Origin of the sequence: Pseudomonas sp. efr-133-TYG-5 (genome assembly GCF_030209175.1) — a bacterium.
GTDB lineage: Bacteria > Pseudomonadota > Gammaproteobacteria > Pseudomonadales > Pseudomonadaceae > Aquipseudomonas.
In genome coordinates this window covers 887,046-903,691 of the sequence record NZ_JARVSM010000001.1, presented here as the reverse complement: position 1 = coordinate 903,691, position 16,646 = coordinate 887,046, and the positions used below count along the sequence as shown (strand labels likewise).

Here is a 16,646-nt window from a genome sequence, read left to right as displayed (position 1 = left end):
CGGCAAAGTGCCGCCTCGCATTTTATGTAGCAGCCAGGTTCAGGTGGAACGCATGGAATTGTCTGACCTTCAGCGCGAGCAGGATTTTTCCATAGCCGAGCAGGTCAATACGGACCGCTTGCATCAGTTGTTCCGCCAATCCGTTTCCGCGGTGATCGGCAGCTACCTCGCCGCCCTGATGCTGTGCGGGTTGTGCTGGGATCGTTTTGATCACGGCGATGCCTACGGGTGGCTGGTGCTGTTGACCGGTTCGACGCTGCTGCGCATTGCCATGTTCGTGGCCTATTTCCGCAGCGACGAGCGTGAACGTACACCCCGGCGCTGGGAGCGAACCTACTGGGCGACCCTGGTGCTGTCCGCCGGCATCTGGGGGGCGGGCGCCTTCGTCGTCATGCCCGCTGACGATCTGTTGGCGCAGGCGCTGGTCATGCTGTTCACGGTGGGCATGTCGGTGAGTGCGGTGTCCTGCTATTCGGCATATCGCTACATGACGCTGGTGTCCATGGCGCTGGTGCTGTTGCCGTGCACGCTGTGGCTACTGTGGCAACCGACCACCCTGCAAGTCGGCATGGCGCTCGCCGTGCTGGTCTTCGCCTCGTTCGTCGCGCGGGCCACGCGGAAAATGTCCGATGCCCTCGAGGCCGCTTTTCGCCTGACGCGGGAAATGGAACGGGCGCATAACATTTCCCGGCTGGCCGCCCAGACGGACGAACTGACCGGCCTGAACAATCGCCGGGCGTTCTTCGAGCGCGCGCAGCAACTCTTTGAGGATTGCCGGCGCAACCACCTGAGCCTGTGTGCCGTGATGCTCGATATGGACCATTTCAAGCATATCAACGACACCTACGGCCATCAGGTCGGCGACCGCGTGTTGCGGCAAATGGGCGGCATCATCGGCACCTGCTTGCGTGACAAGGATGTGCATGGCCGGTTGGGCGGCGAGGAGTTCGCCATTTTGCTGCCTGACACGTCGATCGAGCGCGCGCTGGAAATGCTCGAAGCGCTGATCGCGACGATGCCGCGGGTGATGACGGGGCCAGTGCATCGCATCACTGCCAGCCTCGGTGTCGCCGCAATGGGAGCGGGCGATGGCGATCTGCACAGCCTGATGAACAATGCCGACAAGGCCCTGTACCGAGCCAAGGCGTTGGGGCGCAATCAGATTGCGGTGGCTGATCCGGCGTAACGCCGCCGCTGTTCAGCGGGCAGGTTCGCTGCTGGCCGACGCGATGCACTGCGTGATCCATGTATGGCTGTGAGCCAGAACGCTGTCGGCCATCGCCGTCGGGAAATGGATGAAGCCATGGGCTGACGCCGGCAAAAGATGCACCTCGACCGGCGCTGACGCCTGCCAGCGTGCGGCCAGTTCGAGAGTATCGTCGCGCAACGGGTCCAGTTCACCGGCAAACATCAGGGCAGGGGGGAAGTCGCTGAAATCACCATACAGCGGCGACAACGGTGCCTGTCGCCGTTGTTCGTCATCGGCGTCCGGCGTCAGCAGGCGGAACGCCTCGACCATGCCGGGGCCATCGAGCAACAGCGTGGCTGCCGGTGCGTTGCGCACGCTCGGCGTGCCGGTCAGGTCGTAGACGCCGTAATACAACAGCGCGCCGCTCAGGCGCTGCAGCAAATCGGGCCATTGCCTGAGCCTGAGCATCGTGGCCACGGCCAGATGGCCGCCCGCCGACTCACCCACCACCACCACCGGCAGATCAGCGAACTCACGCGCGCTCAACAGCCAGCGCGCGGCGCACAGGCAGTCGTCCATCAAGCCTTCGACCGGCGTATCGACGGCCAGCCGATAATCGACCGAGACCACCGCGACACCACAGGCGTTGACGATGGCAGCGTTGAGGTCGTCATTCATCTGCGCATTGCCGATCACCCAGCCACCGCCGTGTATATCCAGCACCACGCCTTTGACCGGACCGTTTGGCCGGATGATGCGTACCGGCACCGATGCACCTTGCACCGTCACCACGCTGGTTTGTGCCTGGAGCCCCTGTTTGCGCAGCTTGTTCGCCGCGCCAAGCTGACTGCCTCGCAGCAGCGCCTGAATCAGGCGTGGCGTCAGGCGATTGCGAATCCTGAAGCGCGGCAGCCAGGCCAGTTTCTGGTTGAAACGGCGCATTTGCGCGATTTGCCGTTCGCCTGTCCACGGCATCGGAGCAGCAGTCTTGTCCATGTCAGCCTTCACGGGTTGTTGCGCAGGATGGAAAAATTCAGCGCGGCGGCGACGCACAGCCACAGCAGATAAGGCAGCAGTAACAGCCCGGTAAGGATATCGAGTTGCAACGCCAGAATCACCATGGCTGCCACCACGCACCAGAGCAGCGTCAGGATCACCATCGCGGCCAGGAGACGATGGGCGCCAAAAAACACCGGCGTCCACAGCGTGTTCAAGGCAATCTGCGCCGCCCACAGCGCCAGTACCGTTGCGCTGCCCGGGATCAGGGTCAGGCGATAGCCGGCCCACGCGAGCAGCAGGTAGATCGTCGTCCAGGCCAGCGGAAACAGCCAGTTCGGCGGAGTGAAGCCGGGCTTGTTCAGCGACGCATACCAGGCGCCGGGTTTGAACATGATTCCGGTGCTCGCTGCGGCACCGCAGGCAATCAGAAATATCCAGAAGGTCATCGTCAGTCCTTGGCCGAGGCCGGCTCGCGGGTGGGCAACGCCCATTGCAGTCTCAAGGTTCGATGCCGGGTGCGCGGAAAAGTCCGCTGGATCTGCGGATTTTTTTCAATTGCGTTGCGCTGTCGCATTCCTGATGGGAATGCAGTAAATAAAATTAATGAATTTTTCTTATTGTAGAGGCTGGCGTAGCTTGATTTCAGGCCATGGAGAATCGCCTTGAAATCATCCGCACTCAACGCTGCTGACAAATTCGACGACGCCCGCGCCGCTGAGTATGGCCGTCAAAGCCGTATCGCGCTGGCGGGTTATGACGCCTGCCAGGACCTCGCCGCGTGCATGCTGGCGGCGAGCCTGGAGCCGGCATCTGCGGCGCAGATACTCGTCGTTGGCGCCGGTGGCACGGCGCAGGAAATCATTGCGATGGCCGCGCTTGAACCGCACTGGCTCTTCACCGCTGTCGATCCGTCCGCCGCCATGCTCGACGCGGCCAGAGCGCAATTGCAAGCGCACCACTTGCTCGAACGTACCGTCATTCACCACGGCCATCTCGAAGACCTGGCGGCAAGCGCGTCTTTCGATGCCGCGACCTTGATTGGCGTGCTGCATCATCTCGAAGGGGATGTCGCCAAGCGGCAAATTCTGCACTCGATCAACACGCGGCTCAAACCGGGTGCGCCGCTGATTGTGGCGGGCAATCAATACGCCTACGCCAGCCAGCCGTTGCTGCTGGCGGCCTGGGGGCAACGCTGGCGACAACATGGCGCCAGTGCCGATGAGGTACAGGCCAAGCTCGGCAAAATCCTTCAGGGCGCGGATCCGCCGCATTCCGAGGCGGTGGTGCAACAGCTGTTGCATGACAGCGGATTCGGCGACGCCACACGTTTTTTCAGCAGCCTGTTCTGGAGCGCCTGGCTGGCACGCAAAACGGCTTGAAGCCGCCGTTGCCGGTCAGGAAGGCCGTGCGGTCTGCTCGAAGGCTTGAATGCTTTGAAAAGTGGCAGCAGGGGTTAAGTCTCGGCGCCACAAGCCATGGCCCATTGCTGCGCTTTTGTTCTTGTGATTCGGGGAGCGCGCAAAAATTTTCTGCTCTGGTTTTGCCTCCAACTTCAGGTCAGCAAACAGGATATGGCAGTCAATAGACTTAGCCAGAAGTCTTTCCCGACCCGGTTACTGCTGGAGGCTATACATCGCACGTTCGACGTCGATGGCGCGCCAAGGGAATGCCTGTCCATTGCGGTCCCGCCAGTATGACCCTTCACCCTTCTCATTGCGCTGGCTGGCGTTGGTCGACAGCGCAATGCAATACCGTTGGTAATGTTCGAAATTCTCCTTCACCAGGCTGACGTAGCCTGCGCGAAGTTTGAATCCGTATTGAGTGAATTTCCGGGCAATGACCGAGTCGATGACGCCGCATTTGTCAGGTGCGAGAAACGCAACCACTTTGGATGCAAAAGCAAACTGCAGTTGCGGCAATCCACACAGAACACGTATCGCGCCGGCAAAATCCCCTGCATCGACCAATCGTATTGCCTGGCGAATCAAGCCGACGGCCTCACCCGGTGCGAAGTCCACCAGCCCCCGCCGACGACGGGGCTGGCCGCGATGCAAAAAGTTGGCTCCGTTGATAGCGGTGCGCACCTTGGACAGGGCACGAGCAGCGTTGGTACGGCCGTTGGAACCCGCGTAATGGCCCCAATAGAGGACGCTCAAGTAACCCATCAGCACGCAGTCGTCTTCGTTTGAACGCAGCAACTGGTGATGGTAGTGGTCCAACTGCGAAGACGTGGCAAAGGCAGTGTGAGCGTGTTGTGCGACAGTGCCGCGCAGGCCTACCGTTGGATAGGCATAAGCCTCTCGACTTTTCTTGAATTCCATAGAAGAGAACCGATAGCAAAATGGCACTATGCCATAGGGCACGTTTCTGGCAAAGGCGCTCAAGTCAAAGTGGCGTTAGCCTGTCCACCCGCATCTACGCCTATTTAATCGGTCCGGACAGACATCAAGTCACTGACCCGCGCCACCAGTGTGTCGACTGCAAACGGCTTGGTCAGCACCTGCATCCCCGGGCCGAGCTGGCCGGCGCCGATCACGGCGTTTTCGGCGTAGCCGGTGATGAACAGCGTCTTCAGGTTCGGACGGATTTCGCGGCCGGCGTCGGCCATCTGCCGGCCGTTCATGCCTCCCGGCAGGCCGACATCGGTAATCAGCAGATCGATGTGGGTGTTCGAGCGTAACGCCTGCAGGCCGGCGACGCTGTCCGCCGCTTCGATGACGGTGTAGCCCAGTTCGCTGAGCACCTCCGACAACAGGACGCGCACGGTCGGTTCGTCGTCGACCAGCAGGATGGTTTCGCCGGCCTTGGGAAACGGCGCTGCAACGTTCGCCTGGTCGTCGTTGTTCTGCACGGCGCTGCCGGCGTAGCGCGGCAGATAGATGCACATGGTGGTGCCCTGGCCGACTTCCGAGTAGACGCGCACCTGACCGCCGGACTGCTTGGCGAACCCGTAGATCATCGACAGGCCCAATCCCGTGCCCTGGCCGAGCGGCTTGGTGGTGAAAAACGGGTCAAAGGCCTTGGCGATGACATCGGCGGTCATGCCGGTGCCGGTGTCTGTCACGCACAGGCACAGGTATTGCCCGGCGGGCATGTCCAGCGCCTGGGCCGATTCGGGCGCAATGCTGCGATTAGCCGTTTCGATGGTAATCCGCCCGCCGTCGGGCATTGCATCACGGGCATTGATACACAGATTGAGCAGGGCGTTTTCCAGTTGGCTGGCATCGACCAGCGCCGGCCAGAGATTCGCCGCACCGATCGTCTCGACCAGGATGCTCGGGCCCACCGTGCGCTGGATCAGCTCGGTCATGCCGATCATCAGCGAGTTGACGTCGGTCGGGCGTGGGTCGAGCGTCTGCCGACGCGAGAACGCCAGCAGGCGATGGGTCAGGGCCGCGGCGCGCTTGGCGGCGCCCTGGGCGGTGGCCATGTATTTGTCGACGTCCTGCAAGCGGCCCTGGGCGATGCGCGTGCCCATCAATTCCAGGGCACCGGAGATCCCGGCCAGGAGATTGTTGAAGTCGTGGGCGAGGCCGCCGGTGAGTTGGCCGACCGCTTCCATCTTCTGCGACTGGCGCAGTTTTTCCTCGGCCTGCATCAGCTCGGCGGTGCGTGCCGAGACGCGCTGCTCCAGGGTGTCGTTGAGCGCGCGCAGGGCGGCGATGGCGCGGTCGCGTTCGGCCTCGACATTGCGCCGCTCTTCAACGTCGATGAGCACGCCGGGAAAGCGCCGCGGGGTGCCGTCGGCGTCGCACTCGACCCGCCCGTTGGCCTCGATCCATTGATAGTTTCCGTCGGCGCGGCGCACGCGGTACTGATGGGAATAGGCCCCGCCGCGGGCAATGGCTTCATTGATGGCGACGGTCAGACCGTCGCGATCGTCGCGGTGCACGGTTGCCATCACTTGCTCCAGGCTCAGGCCCTCACGACCCAGGGCCGGATCCAGGTCGAAGACCCTGGCAAAGGCTTCGTCGACGGCGAAGCGATCGGTCGGCAAGTCCCAGTGCCAGGTGCCGATAATGGCCCCGGCCGCGAGGGCCAGTTGTACGCGCTCGATGTTTTCCCGCGCCACGGCCTCACTGGTCAGCAGGCGTTCCTGGGCGTCGCGGCGTTCGGTGACATCGTTGAACAGGATCGCGATCTGCCGGTCGGCCGGGTCGCCGACACGCACGGCGCGAACATCGAACCAGCGTTCAAAGGTATTGGCGTAGTTTTCGAAGTTCGCCGGCTCGCCGGTCTTGGCCACATGGCCGTAGGTCTCGAACCAGAAGCGCTCCAGATTGGGGGCGAATTCGGTGACCCATTTGCCCCGCAGGTTGACGCCGCACTGACGTTCGAATGCCGGGTTGGCCTCGACGAAGAAATAGTCCACCGGGCGGTCGTCGGCATCGAATTTGACTTTGACGATGGCAAACGCCGATTCGATGGTTTCCAGGATCGTGCTGAAACGCTCCTCGCTCTGCCGCAGGGCGGTTTCGGCGCTGCGTGAGCGAGTCAGGTCGAGCATTGCGCCGATCATGCGCTCGGCGCGGCCTTCGGCATTGCGGATTACGTGGCCGCGATCCAGCACTTCGGCGTAGGAGTTGTCCTGGCAGCGGAAGCGGTACTCCGCGCTCCAGGTCGTACCGACGCCGTCGATGGCCGCGCGGATCGAGCTTTCGACACGCGCACGATCCTGCGCATGGATCTGCGCAAAGCGCCAGTCGCCGCTGGCATCGACGCTCGCCAACGGGTAGCCGTAGGCCTGTTCGAGCGCGTCATTCCAGACAATCTGGTTGTTCGTCAGGTCCCAGTCCCAGACGGCATCGCTGGTGGCCTTGACGGCGAGGCGGTAGCGTTCGCGGGTTTCGACGATTTCGCGCCCGGCCAGGTGTTCGCTGGTGCGGTCGCGGAGGATTTTCACGAAGCCCAGATGACTGTGATCGTCGGCGTACAGCGGCATCAGTTCGCCGGACGCCCAGAACCGCTGGCCGTCCTTGCGCACGTGCCAGCGTTCATCGCAGGCGCGGCCCTCGAGCAGGGCGCGTTGCATCTCCTGCTCGACGCGGCCGGCGGCACGGTCCTCGGGGGTGAAAAAGCACGCGGCGCTGTGGCCGCGGATTTCCTCGGCGGTCCAGCCCATGACATTCACCGCGCCACGATTCCAATCGGTGATGTTGCCGCTCGGGTCGGTGACGACCATGGCGAAATCCACTGCGCCATCGAAGATCGCCCGTTGCCGGGCCTCGCTGCGGGCGAGCGCCGTGCGGCTGGCGGCGAGTTGCGCGGCCATGTCTTGCGCGCCATCCGGCTGCGCCGTGGCCGTGGCGTCTGCAAGTGCCAGGCGCAGACGGAGGACCTCGGCTTCTAATGCCTCGCGAGTCAGCTGTTTCAGGGTCTTCACCACGCCTGCCTTATGAATTGTTGTGGTCTTGCTCATTCAATATATGTTTAGCGCTCTGGTGCCATCCATTGACACGGTGCGGCGCGCTTAAGTTGCACCCGGTAACGGCCCTGACTGAACGGTTCTGCGCAACCCGTCCGCCTTGCGAGCGCTCGCTCAGATCGACTCGCCGGCATCCAGCCGCGCCAACAGCGCTTCGCCGCGTTGCCAGAGTGCCTGTTGCTTGGCGGGCGGCATGCGGTCGAGGTTCTTGTACATCATGCCCATGCGCTGATTGCGCCGCAGCAGCTCGCCGTGGCGCATGAGGAAATGCCAGTACAGTGCATTGAACGGACAGGCCTCATCGCTGCTGCTTTCCCGCACGTTGTAAGTGCAGTCGCGGCAGTAGTCGGACATGCGATTGATATACTGGCCGCTGGCGCAATACGGCTTGGAGCCGAGATAACCGCCATCGGCGTGCATGACCATGCCCAGGGTATTGGGCAGCTCGACCCAGTCGAATGCGTCCATGTAGATCGCCAGGTACCACTCGCAGATCTGGCTCGGCGCAATCCCGGCCAACAGGGCGAAGTTGCCGGTGACCATCAACCGCTGGATGTGGTGCGCGTAAGCGTGTCTGAGGCTTTGCCCGATGGCCTGGCGCATGCAGTTCATCTGCGTGGCGCCGGTCCAGTAGAACTCGGGCAGCCCGCGCTGGTTGCCGAATGCGTTGCCGCTGGCGTAGTCGGGCATTTTCAGCCAGTACACGCCGCGCACGTACTCGCGCCAGCCGATCAGTTGGCGGATGAAACCTTCGGCCGCATTCAAGGCGATGCTGCCAGACCAGTAGGCCGCCTCCACATCGCTGCACAGCTGCCGCAGATCGAGCAGGCCGATGTTCAGGGCGGCGCTGATCCGCGCATGAAACAGGAACGGCTCGTCACTGGCCATGGCGTCCTGATAGTCGCCGAAGCCGGCCAGGCCATAGTCCAGGAAGTGCGCCCACAGCGCCTGGGCATCGGCGTGAGTCACCGGGTAATTGAAATCATCCAGCGTGCCGTAGTGGCTGGCGAAGCGCTCGCGCACCAGGTCGAGCACTGCGCCGGTGATCGCATCGTTGGCGAAACGCAGCGGGTAGGGCGCCTTGGTGTTCTTGGGCAAGGCCTTGCGGTTCTGCGCATCGAAATTCCATGCACCGCCTACCGGGGTGCCGTCGCCATTGAGCAGCAGGCCGCTTTTGCGGCGCATCTCGCGGTAGAAGAACTCCATGCGCAGCTGCTTTTTCCCCGCGGCCCAGGCGCGGAATTCGTGGCGGCTGCAGAGGAAGCGCTGGTCGGCATGCCAGGTGATGGTCAAGCCACAATCTTTCAGTGATTGCTCCAGACGCCAGTCGCCGCACTCGGTGACGTGAACTTCCTCAGCCTGCAGGGCGGCCTGCCAGCGCCGCAGCTCGCCCGGCACCGAACCGCTGTTCTGCGGATCGTCGAGGCTGACGTACTGCACGCGCAGACCTTGTGCCTGCAGGGCCTGGGCAAAGTGGCGCATGGCGCTGAAAATCAGCGCAATCTTCTGCGGATGATGGGCAACGTGACTGGCTTCCTCCATGACCTCGACCAGCAGCAGCGTGTCGCGCGCCTGGTCGAGCCCCTGCAACGAGGCGAGGTCGAAGGACAACTGGTCGCCCAGGACCAGGCAGAGACGGCGAACCTGGTTCATGCAACGGCACCCGGCGTCGAACGGCGCATCAATGCGCTGCCAGCGAAAAAGGAATGCGCAGCTCCTCGACGGGGCCTGCGCTCCTGCCGCACATTTCGTCGTGCACACATTGCTGCACCAGCACGCAGGGGAAGGGCGCGACCAGTTGCAACAAGTCGCGCAGGTGATTGATCGAGCGCAGGTGCAGCGGCTTCGCGGCATCGTCGAGCAATGTGAACTGGCCGTGATCGAGACGGATCCGGGCCAGATAGAAACCGCCCTCCAGCGACAGCAGTTCCAGTTCGCGCACCTCGCTGTTGGCGGCGCGTTGGGTCAGGGCTTGCAGGTTCATCGTTCACTCCTGGCCTACCACGGTAGGCGTGCTCCGTCATAAGCAAAGAACTGACCGCTGTCGGCGGCGGTCAGGCGGTCGATCAGGCTCAGCAGTTGGTGACTGGCTTCGGTTGCCGGGCGGGCTGCCGTCGCCCCGCGAAAGGGTTGCGACAGGCGGGACACCACCGTCCCCGGATGAAGGCTCAGCAAGCGGCTGTGCGGACGGCTGCGGGCCAGTTCGATCGCCGCGGTTCTGATCAGCATGTTCAGCGCGGCTTTCGAGGCGCGGTAGCTGTACCAACCGCCCAGGCGGTTATCGCCGATGCTGCCGACCTTGGCCGACAGCATGGCCATGGCCCCGTGGGGATCCAGCAGCGGCAGGAAATGGCGCAAGACCAGCGCCGGGCCCAGGGTGTTGACCTGAAACACCGCCGTGAGCGCATCCGCGTCGATCGCGGCATAGCTTTTTTCCGGTTTGATGCCATCGCGATGCAGCAGGCCTGCCGCGTGCACGATCAATTGATACGGCGCTTCGGCCTGCAGTTCGGCGGCGGCTGCGGCGATGCTGGCCGGCACTTCCAGGTCGAGCGCCGGAAAGCTGTGACGTCCCAGTTCACGCACGCTGGCACAGCGTGGATCCTGTCCCAGCCATTGCGAAAACGCCGCGCCGAGGGCGCCGCTGGCGCCGATCACCAGGGCGCGATAACCGTCGCCGAGGGAGGTCATGGTGAAGGCGGCGCTCATGGTGTCGCTCCGCCGGATTGCCGGCGGAAGAACAAGGTCACCTGACCCACCTCGACACCGAACTTGGACATGCTGGTGCGATTGATCAATGTGTCCTCGTCCATCAGGTACATCCAGTCATCCATGCTCATTTCATAGGTGGAGTCGTCCACGGCCAGGTTCAGCCGGTAGCGCCAGTGCAAGGTATTGCCGGCCACTTCCCCCCTGGCTTCGCCGACCACGTCGCCGGCGCGGCCGCGCCAGCTGTTGGGGCCGTCCGGGGTGAGCGTCCAGATTCGCCGCTGGCGGGTGCCGTCGCTGTAGAGAAAGCGCTCGTCGAGAATCAGGTCATTGCCTTCACGGCGGCTGTCAATGTTGACCTCGAAACGCTTGGCGACTTCGCCGGAGCGTTTCTGGAACATGCCCCAGGCCTTCACCGGTTGACTGAAGAAGTGCTGCAGATCGAGGCGCGGCTGCTCGCCGGCATAGCGCCCGACGTCGACGCTGCCACAGCTGGACAGACTGAGCAGCAGGGTCAATACCAGCAGAAGACGGGTCATTGCATTGCTCCTGAGTCCACGGATGACGGCGAAACACGCTTTAGCATGAAGGTTTGTACATGATTTGAGTTTTGTACAGGTTTGCCCGGTGGATTTCCCTGGAAATCCGCCCAATGAACTCATCGGTGTCGGCGGATCAGCTGCAGGAACTCCTGGCGTGTCGTCGGCGAATCGCGGAACGCGCCGAGCATCACCGAAGAGGTCATCACCGAGTTCTGCTTCTCTACGCCGCGCATCATCATGCACATGTGCCGGGCCTCGATGACCACGGCCACGCCGGCGGCATCGGTGATCTGCTGCAGCGCCTCGGCGATCTGTTTGGTCAGGTTTTCCTGGATCTGCAAGCGTCGCGCGAACATGTCGACCACCCGCGCCACCTTCGACAGTCCCAATACCCGGCCGGTGGGGATGTAGGCCACGTGCGCCTTGCCAATGAACGGCAGCAGATGATGTTCGCACAGGGAATAGAGCTCGATATCGCGCACGATGACCATTTCATCGTTGGTCGATTCGAACAGCGCACCGTTGATGATTTCCTGCAGATTCATCGCGTAGCCGTGACACAGGTACTGCATGGCTTTGGCGGCTCGCTGGGGCGTGTCCAGCAGTCCTTCGCGCTCGGGGTTCTCGCCGATACCGAGGAGAATTTCACGGTAATGACTGGCCAGTAGTGGGTTCATTCGGATGTCTCGCAGCCTTGCTGCATGGAAGGGCGCCGCGATGGCGGCGGTGATTGCGACAAGCGTCTGACCGGCCGCGCACCGTGCGGGCATTCAGCGCCAGAGTGGAGCCTGAGCCACTACGGCTTTAAGTTGTACATGATTGGCGGCCTTGTATAGGTTTTTCACAAGATAGGCCGAAATCATCAGACTGACAATGCAGCCCGATGATTTTTCTGTGGATGAGAGCGCCTCACATCCCGCCGCCCCGGAAGCGGGGCGAAGGGCTGGCTACTTGTGGGCAGGTGTGCGGTGCGCGGGAGGCGGGCGCGCTGATGCGCCGATGCGCCTGGATCCGTGGGTTACGCGCGATAGACCGGGTAATCGATATACCCCTCGGCATTGCCGCCGTACACCGTGGCCGGGTTCAGCGGATTGAGCGGCCAGTCATTGGCGATGCGCGCCGGCAGATCCGGGTTGGCCATGAACGGTCGACCGAATGCCACCAGGTCGGCCAGACCGGATTCGAGCAGGCGCGCGCCCGATTGCGCGGTGTAGCGGCCGGCGTAAATGATGGCGCCGCTGAAAGTACTGCGCACCGCGCGGCGGAAGGTTTCCGGCATCGCCGGGGCATCGTCCCAGTCGGCTTCGGCGATGGACAAGTAAGCAATGCCGACGTCTTCCAGCACCTTGATCGCTTCGATGTAAGTGCTGTGCGGATCGTCCTCGACCATGCCCAGATAAGTCCGCGCTTCGTCGGTAGTGGTGAACAGCGGCGCGAAACGCACGCCGACCTTGTCCTTGCCGATGCACTCGGCAACACCACCGACGATTTCCCGTAGGAAGCGCAGACGGTTGTGCAGTGAGCCGCCGTACTGATCGGTGCGCAGGTTGCTGTGTGCGGAGATGAACTGGTTGACCAGATAGCCGTTGGCGCAATGCAGTTCGATGCCGTCGAAGCCTGCCGCCATGGCATTGCGCGCCGCCTGAATATAGAGCTGCACCAGTTCCTCGACTTCAGCGGTGCTCAGGGCGCGCGGAGCGGATGGCGGGACGAGGGCGCCGGCACCGGGCGCGGTTTCGATGAACACGCTGACGCGCTCGGTGGCCACGGCGGAGGCCGATACCGGTGCCGCGCCGCCGGGTTGCAAGGCGGTGTGGGACACGCGGCCAACGTGCCAGAGCTGGGCGAAGATCACACCCTGTGCGGCATGCACGGCGTCGGTGACTTTGCGCCAGCCGGCGATTTGCTCGGCGGTGTGAATGCCCGGCGTCCAGGCGTAGCCCTGGCCACGGGGTTCGATCTGCGTGCCCTCGGTGACCAGCAGACCGGCGCCGGCGCGTTGCTGGTAATACTCGGCCATCAGTTCATTGGCGATGTTGCCCGGCTGGGTGCTGCGCTGACGGGTGAGGGGCGGCAGGACGATGCGGTTTTTCAGGGTGTGGCCACCCAGTTTGACGGGGGTGAAGAATGCACGGTTGTTCATCGGATAAACCTTGTCTCAGCTCTAATTAGACCAGTCGACTAATCAGGCGGCGAAAAAAACACCGTGCATGACGCGCACGGTGTCGGAGAGGGATTGAGCGCGGGAATCAGGCCAGCAGTTGCAGGAGTTTTTCAGCTACAGCGGCAGAACTGGCCGGATTCTGGCCGGTGACCAGATGCCCGTCGGTGACCACATGCACCTGCCAATCGGCGCCTTTGGTGTAATGCGCACCGAGGCGCTGGAATTCGTCCTCGATCAGGAACGGCACCACTTCGGTCAGGCCGACGGCAGCCTCTTCGGCGTTGGTGAAGCCGGTTACTTGCCGCTGGCGGATCAGCGGCTGGCCGTCCGTACCCACGACATGGCGCAACACGCCAGGCGCATGGCAGACGAAACCGTGAGGCTTGTTGCTGCGGGCGAAGGCTTCGATCAACGCGATCGAATGGCGGTCTTCGGCCAGGTCCCAGAGCGGGCCGTGGCCGCCCGGGTAGAACACCGCATCGAAGTCTTGCGCGCGGACATCGGCCAGGCGCCCGGTGTTGGCCAGCGCTTGCTGGGCGGCCGGGTCGTTGCGGAAGCGCTCGGTTTCGGCCGTCTGAGCATCGGGCTCGTCGCTCTTCGGATCGAGCGGCGGCTGCCCACCGGCAGGCGAAACCAGGGTGACGTCGGCGCCGGCATCCTTGAAGGCGTAGTAGGGGGCAGCGAACTCTTCGAGCCAGAAGCCGGTTTTCTTGCCGGTGTTGCCGAGCTGATCGTGGGAAGTCAGAACCATCAAGATTTTCATAGAGCACCCTGGATTGGTCAGGTGCGATCACTGTGCGAGGAATTCGCACGCCGTCACACCGGGGAAAAATCGTTTGTCGGGGCCCAGCATAGTTTCCAATTAGACCAGTCGTCTAGTAATTTTTTTCACCAGGGTTTTTCCCCGGCAGGTGTGGCAAACTCTCGATCCTGTGAAATATACGACTGGTCTATTGTCTGGTAATTTGCCGCCCATGAAAGCGACCTACGACGACACCCGCCAACACTTGCTCGATACCGGCCACCGCATGATGGCCGAGAAGGGCTTCACCAGTGTCGGCCTCAACGAAATCCTGCAAACCGCCGGCGTGCCCAAGGGCTCGTTCTACCACTACTTCAAGTCCAAGGAGTTGTATGGCCAGGCCTTGCTTGAAGATTACTTCGTCGGTTACCTCGCCGACATGGAGCGGCGCCTGACGCTGCCCGGTTTGAGCGCCCGTGAACGGCTGATGGATTACTGGCAGGGCTGGCAGGACCGTTGCACCCTCGAAGGGCATGGCGACGAATGCCTGGTGGTCAAACTCAGCGCCGAGGTGTCCGACCTGTCCGAGGCCATGCGGCTGACCCTGCGCGATGGTGCCGAGCAGGTGGTGGCGCGCATCACCCTGTGCATCGAACAAGGCCAGGCCGAGCACAGCCTGCCGACGGGCGATGCCCGGCAACTGGCGGAAACCCTGTATCAGCTGTGGCTCGGGGCCAGCCTGCTGAACAAGCTGCAGCGCACCGGGCAATCACTGGACACCTCGATGGCAATGACCAAGCGCCTTCTGGCCGTTTGAGCGCGGTGCTCCCGGCGCCACGGATTGACGTGCGCAGTTGTACGCAGGAAGAAGGCCGGCTGAACTAAATAACTGACCAGTCAGTCAGGATGTTCAGCGATTCTTCTTCCCTTGTGAGGATTCACCATGCGCACCTACACCCTCGAATACCTGTTCAATGGCGAGCTCCGCAGCCAGACATTCGAATTCACCCAGCCGCAGCTGGCTGTCCACGAAGCGGCCATGCACCTGCTGCAACTGCATTTCGGCGATGGCGAAAACAGCCTGGTCATGCCCAGCGCCGACTCGAGCCCGGAAGAAATCCTGCAGCAGGCCGAGCTGCTCGGACTGACGCAGATCAGGATTGTCGAAGCGCCCGGCGCCTGAGCCGCGCGGGCTGGCGCCGTGGCTCACCGTTCGTCCAGCGCTCGGCACTCGTCCTGCCTGCTCGCTTCTAAATGGCAAGCACGGATTTCCCGCGCGTCAGAAGGAGAGCCCGCATGGAAATTGATGAGAATGCGCCTGGCAACACGTCCCAGCAGGTGGTAACCCGCACCACGGACAACGAAACGGGGCATGACCCGCGGCGCGATGAAGCCGAGGTGCCGTTGCCGGCAGACGACGAAGCGCCGGTCGATGAAGACATGAGCGATGTGGCGGCGACCAACTCGGTGTCCAGCGAACATCCCGAACCGAAATAATCGAGCGGCAATAAAAAACCCGGCCATTGCGCCGGGTTTTTTATTGCGTCGATCACGGCGATGACCCGCCAGGCGCGCGGTCAGAGTGCAGCCTTGACCTGCAGACCCAGCACCAGCGCGTTGTCGATGTCCTGCCCGGAAAACGCCCCCGGCTCAATGATGTACTGCATATTCGGGCGCAGCGTCAGCCAGGGCGTGGCCTGGTAGCCGTAGCCGAGTTCGATCAACTGTTCGGCGCTGTCGAGGTTCGGGAATGCGCTGCCGTTGTTCAACGCCGCGTCTTCCTGGACATCGCGACTGCGCGGATTCGGCACCGCGCGGCCGTAGCCGAGGGCGACAGTGTCGCGCGGGCGGCCTTCAAACGGCTTGTACAGGACGACGCCGGCACCATACCACTTGCTGAACGGCGAGGCCGCGGCACTGGCCGCCGAATATTGGCCAAAGGCATGCAGGCTGCGCCCTTCGGAGGTCGGTGAACGCCACACGGCCTGGTCGACCAGCAGGTAATGCCCGCCGCGGCCAGACACTTCTTTGTCGCTGTCGATGCGTTTGACGTCGGAGCTGTCGTAGTAATAGCCCAGCTTGTACTCGCCCGGCAGCTCACCTGCGCGCTTGTAGACCAGCTCGACGGGAACCACGGTGCCGGTCGTGTGTTTCGGTCCCAGATGCCAGGCGCGACTGGAATTGCCGTTGCTCTCGGGGTCGACATTGAACGCCGCTACGCGCAATTGCCAGGCCGGCGTCAGGTCGTATGTCACCCGCACGCCCAGATGGGCATTGGGGTAGTTGGTCCAGCCACTGCCACCGGACATGTTCAGCGGATGGCCGCAGAAACCGGCGTTCATGAAGTTGCAGAGAATGCCGCTGTCGAGGCCACCGAGGTCGTTGCCCATGGCCATGTACCCCAGCTTGACGTTCAGCGCCGGGGTAAACAGGCTGCGCTCGTAGCTCAGTTCGGTCAGGCGGGTGTACAGGCCGCCGTAGTTTTCCTGGATCGGCAGACGGTTGCCGACCAGATCCTCGGACGCGCTGTTGCCGCGTCGATCGTTGATGCTCAATTGGACCTTGCCGGCGTTGTCCACGCCGGACAGTTTGCTCAGGTCCCATTGCACACCGAGCTTGATGTTCTGCGAATAGCGCGCCGAACGGTGCAGGCCACCGTCAGCGTTGTATGCCATCTCGCCGCTGTAGTCGCCGGTGAACTTGAGGCCGTCTGCGTCCAGCTGATGGCGCAGGCCGCCCCAATCGCCGGTCAGGGTGTTGCGGGTAAATACATTCGAATCAGAGTCGGCGCAGGCGGGCAGGGCGATGCTGCAGGTCAGGCCCAACAGTACGCCGTTGAGCAGGCGCGAATGGGAAAAGCGAACAGGCAAAAACAT

The 16,646-nt window shown here is 62.8% G+C and carries 17 protein-coding genes; 5 read left to right on the top strand and 12 right to left on the bottom strand.

What is annotated here, in order from left to right:
• Window positions 1-52 precede the first annotated feature (52 nt).
• Window positions 53-1,186, top strand: a complete 1,134-nt coding sequence (locus tag QRN70_RS03995; protein WP_285415914.1) for a GGDEF domain-containing protein — start codon at window positions 53-55, stop codon at window positions 1,184-1,186.
• Between the two features lie 12 nt (window positions 1,187-1,198).
• Here QRN70_RS03995 and QRN70_RS03990 read toward each other — a convergent pair whose 3' ends face one another.
• On the bottom strand, window positions 1,199-2,185 hold the full coding sequence (locus QRN70_RS03990; protein WP_285415913.1) for an alpha/beta hydrolase: 987 nt from the start codon (window positions 2,183-2,185) through the stop codon (window positions 1,199-1,201).
• A gap of 8 nt (window positions 2,186-2,193) precedes the next feature.
• Window positions 2,194-2,634: a tryptophan-rich sensory protein TspO gene (gene tspO / locus QRN70_RS03985; RefSeq protein ID WP_285415912.1), complete on the bottom strand. Its 441-nt coding sequence runs from the start codon at window positions 2,632-2,634 to the stop codon at window positions 2,194-2,196.
• A 216-nt stretch (window positions 2,635-2,850) separates the two neighbouring features.
• Here tspO and QRN70_RS03980 point away from each other — a divergent pair, with 216 nt between their 5' ends.
• Entirely contained in the window at window positions 2,851-3,567 is a 717-nt protein-coding gene (locus QRN70_RS03980; protein ID WP_285415911.1) for a class I SAM-dependent methyltransferase, read from the top strand.
• Between the two features lie 234 nt (window positions 3,568-3,801).
• On the opposite strand, the gene QRN70_RS03975 is transcribed toward QRN70_RS03980, so the two are convergent.
• The 9 genes from QRN70_RS03975 to QRN70_RS03935 form a co-directional block, all read right to left on the bottom strand.
• The gene (locus QRN70_RS03975; protein ID WP_285415910.1) at window positions 3,802-4,509 is read right to left on the bottom strand and encodes an 8-oxoguanine DNA glycosylase OGG fold protein; all 708 of its coding nucleotides are present in this window, start codon (window positions 4,507-4,509) and stop codon (window positions 3,802-3,804) included.
• Between the two features lie 104 nt (window positions 4,510-4,613).
• The gene (locus QRN70_RS03970; protein WP_285418007.1) at window positions 4,614-7,460 is read right to left on the bottom strand and encodes a PAS domain-containing hybrid sensor histidine kinase/response regulator; all 2,847 of its coding nucleotides are present in this window, start codon (window positions 7,458-7,460) and stop codon (window positions 4,614-4,616) included.
• 267 nt (window positions 7,461-7,727) lie between these two features.
• Complete coding sequence (locus QRN70_RS03965) at window positions 7,728-9,266, bottom strand: cryptochrome/photolyase family protein (protein WP_285415909.1); 1,539 nt, start codon at window positions 9,264-9,266, stop codon at window positions 7,728-7,730.
• Between the two features lie 28 nt (window positions 9,267-9,294).
• Window positions 9,295-9,597: a DUF6482 family protein gene (locus QRN70_RS03960; protein WP_285415908.1), complete on the bottom strand. Its 303-nt coding sequence runs from the start codon at window positions 9,595-9,597 to the stop codon at window positions 9,295-9,297.
• A gap of 14 nt (window positions 9,598-9,611) precedes the next feature.
• Complete coding sequence (locus QRN70_RS03955) at window positions 9,612-10,322, bottom strand: SDR family oxidoreductase (protein ID WP_285415907.1); 711 nt, start codon at window positions 10,320-10,322, stop codon at window positions 9,612-9,614.
• Window positions 10,319-10,861 carry a DUF3833 domain-containing protein gene (locus QRN70_RS03950; RefSeq protein ID WP_285415906.1) on the bottom strand — a complete coding sequence of 181 codons (543 nt, stop codon included), beginning with the start codon at window positions 10,859-10,861 and terminating at the stop codon, window positions 10,319-10,321. Before QRN70_RS03950 ends, QRN70_RS03955 begins: the two co-directional genes overlap by 4 nt.
• A gap of 119 nt (window positions 10,862-10,980) precedes the next feature.
• Window positions 10,981-11,541, bottom strand: coding sequence for a GTP cyclohydrolase I FolE (gene folE / locus QRN70_RS03945; protein ID WP_285415905.1), 561 nt, complete (start codon window positions 11,539-11,541; stop codon window positions 10,981-10,983).
• Between the two features lie 341 nt (window positions 11,542-11,882).
• The gene (locus QRN70_RS03940) at window positions 11,883-13,007 is read right to left on the bottom strand and encodes an alkene reductase (RefSeq protein WP_285415904.1); all 1,125 of its coding nucleotides are present in this window, start codon (window positions 13,005-13,007) and stop codon (window positions 11,883-11,885) included.
• A 106-nt stretch (window positions 13,008-13,113) separates the two neighbouring features.
• Window positions 13,114-13,791 carry a type 1 glutamine amidotransferase domain-containing protein gene (locus QRN70_RS03935; protein ID WP_285415903.1) on the bottom strand — a complete coding sequence of 226 codons (678 nt, stop codon included), beginning with the start codon at window positions 13,789-13,791 and terminating at the stop codon, window positions 13,114-13,116.
• 211 nt (window positions 13,792-14,002) lie between these two features.
• Between QRN70_RS03935 and curR the strand changes: the two genes are divergently transcribed.
• From curR to QRN70_RS03920, 3 genes are all read left to right on the top strand, one after another.
• A complete protein-coding gene (gene curR / locus QRN70_RS03930) occupies window positions 14,003-14,587 on the top strand; it encodes a TetR family transcriptional repressor CurR (RefSeq protein WP_285415902.1) in 585 nt (194 codons plus the stop codon).
• A gap of 126 nt (window positions 14,588-14,713) precedes the next feature.
• Window positions 14,714-14,953 carry a hypothetical protein gene (locus tag QRN70_RS03925; protein WP_285415901.1) on the top strand — a complete coding sequence of 80 codons (240 nt, stop codon included), beginning with the start codon at window positions 14,714-14,716 and terminating at the stop codon, window positions 14,951-14,953.
• Window positions 14,954-15,066: 113 nt separating this feature from the next.
• On the top strand, window positions 15,067-15,267 hold the full coding sequence (locus QRN70_RS03920) for a hypothetical protein (RefSeq protein ID WP_285415900.1): 201 nt from the start codon (window positions 15,067-15,069) through the stop codon (window positions 15,265-15,267).
• An 80-nt stretch (window positions 15,268-15,347) separates the two neighbouring features.
• Here the strand turns inward: QRN70_RS03920 and QRN70_RS03915 are convergent, their stop codons facing one another.
• Window positions 15,348-16,640: a carbohydrate porin gene (locus tag QRN70_RS03915; RefSeq protein ID WP_502941567.1), complete on the bottom strand. Its 1,293-nt coding sequence runs from the start codon at window positions 16,638-16,640 to the stop codon at window positions 15,348-15,350.
• Window positions 16,641-16,646 lie beyond the last annotated feature (6 nt).

Coding starts and splice junctions, on each gene's coding strand:
- curR (WP_285415902.1), top strand. CDS start 14,003: ATGAAAGCGACCTACGACGACACCCGCCAACACTTGCTCGATACCGGC.
- QRN70_RS03975 (WP_285415910.1), bottom strand. CDS start 4,509: ATGGAATTCAAGAAAAGTCGAGAGGCTTATGCCTATCCAACGGTAGGC.
- QRN70_RS03920 (WP_285415900.1), top strand. CDS start 15,067: ATGGAAATTGATGAGAATGCGCCTGGCAACACGTCCCAGCAGGTGGTA.
- QRN70_RS03935 (WP_285415903.1), bottom strand. CDS start 13,791: ATGAAAATCTTGATGGTTCTGACTTCCCACGATCAGCTCGGCAACACC.
- QRN70_RS03995 (WP_285415914.1), top strand. CDS start 53: ATGGAATTGTCTGACCTTCAGCGCGAGCAGGATTTTTCCATAGCCGAG.
- QRN70_RS03960 (WP_285415908.1), bottom strand. CDS start 9,597: ATGAACCTGCAAGCCCTGACCCAACGCGCCGCCAACAGCGAGGTGCGC.
- QRN70_RS03965 (WP_285415909.1), bottom strand. CDS start 9,266: ATGAACCAGGTTCGCCGTCTCTGCCTGGTCCTGGGCGACCAGTTGTCC.
- tspO (WP_285415912.1), bottom strand. CDS start 2,634: ATGACCTTCTGGATATTTCTGATTGCCTGCGGTGCCGCAGCGAGCACC.
- QRN70_RS03925 (WP_285415901.1), top strand. CDS start 14,714: ATGCGCACCTACACCCTCGAATACCTGTTCAATGGCGAGCTCCGCAGC.
- QRN70_RS03990 (WP_285415913.1), bottom strand. CDS start 2,185: ATGGACAAGACTGCTGCTCCGATGCCGTGGACAGGCGAACGGCAAATC.
- QRN70_RS03970 (WP_285418007.1), bottom strand. CDS start 7,460: ATGGCCGCGCAACTCGCCGCCAGCCGCACGGCGCTCGCCCGCAGCGAG.
- QRN70_RS03950 (WP_285415906.1), bottom strand. CDS start 10,861: ATGACCCGTCTTCTGCTGGTATTGACCCTGCTGCTCAGTCTGTCCAGC.
- folE (WP_285415905.1), bottom strand. CDS start 11,541: ATGAACCCACTACTGGCCAGTCATTACCGTGAAATTCTCCTCGGTATC.
- QRN70_RS03955 (WP_285415907.1), bottom strand. CDS start 10,322: ATGAGCGCCGCCTTCACCATGACCTCCCTCGGCGACGGTTATCGCGCC.
- QRN70_RS03940 (WP_285415904.1), bottom strand. CDS start 13,007: ATGAACAACCGTGCATTCTTCACCCCCGTCAAACTGGGTGGCCACACC.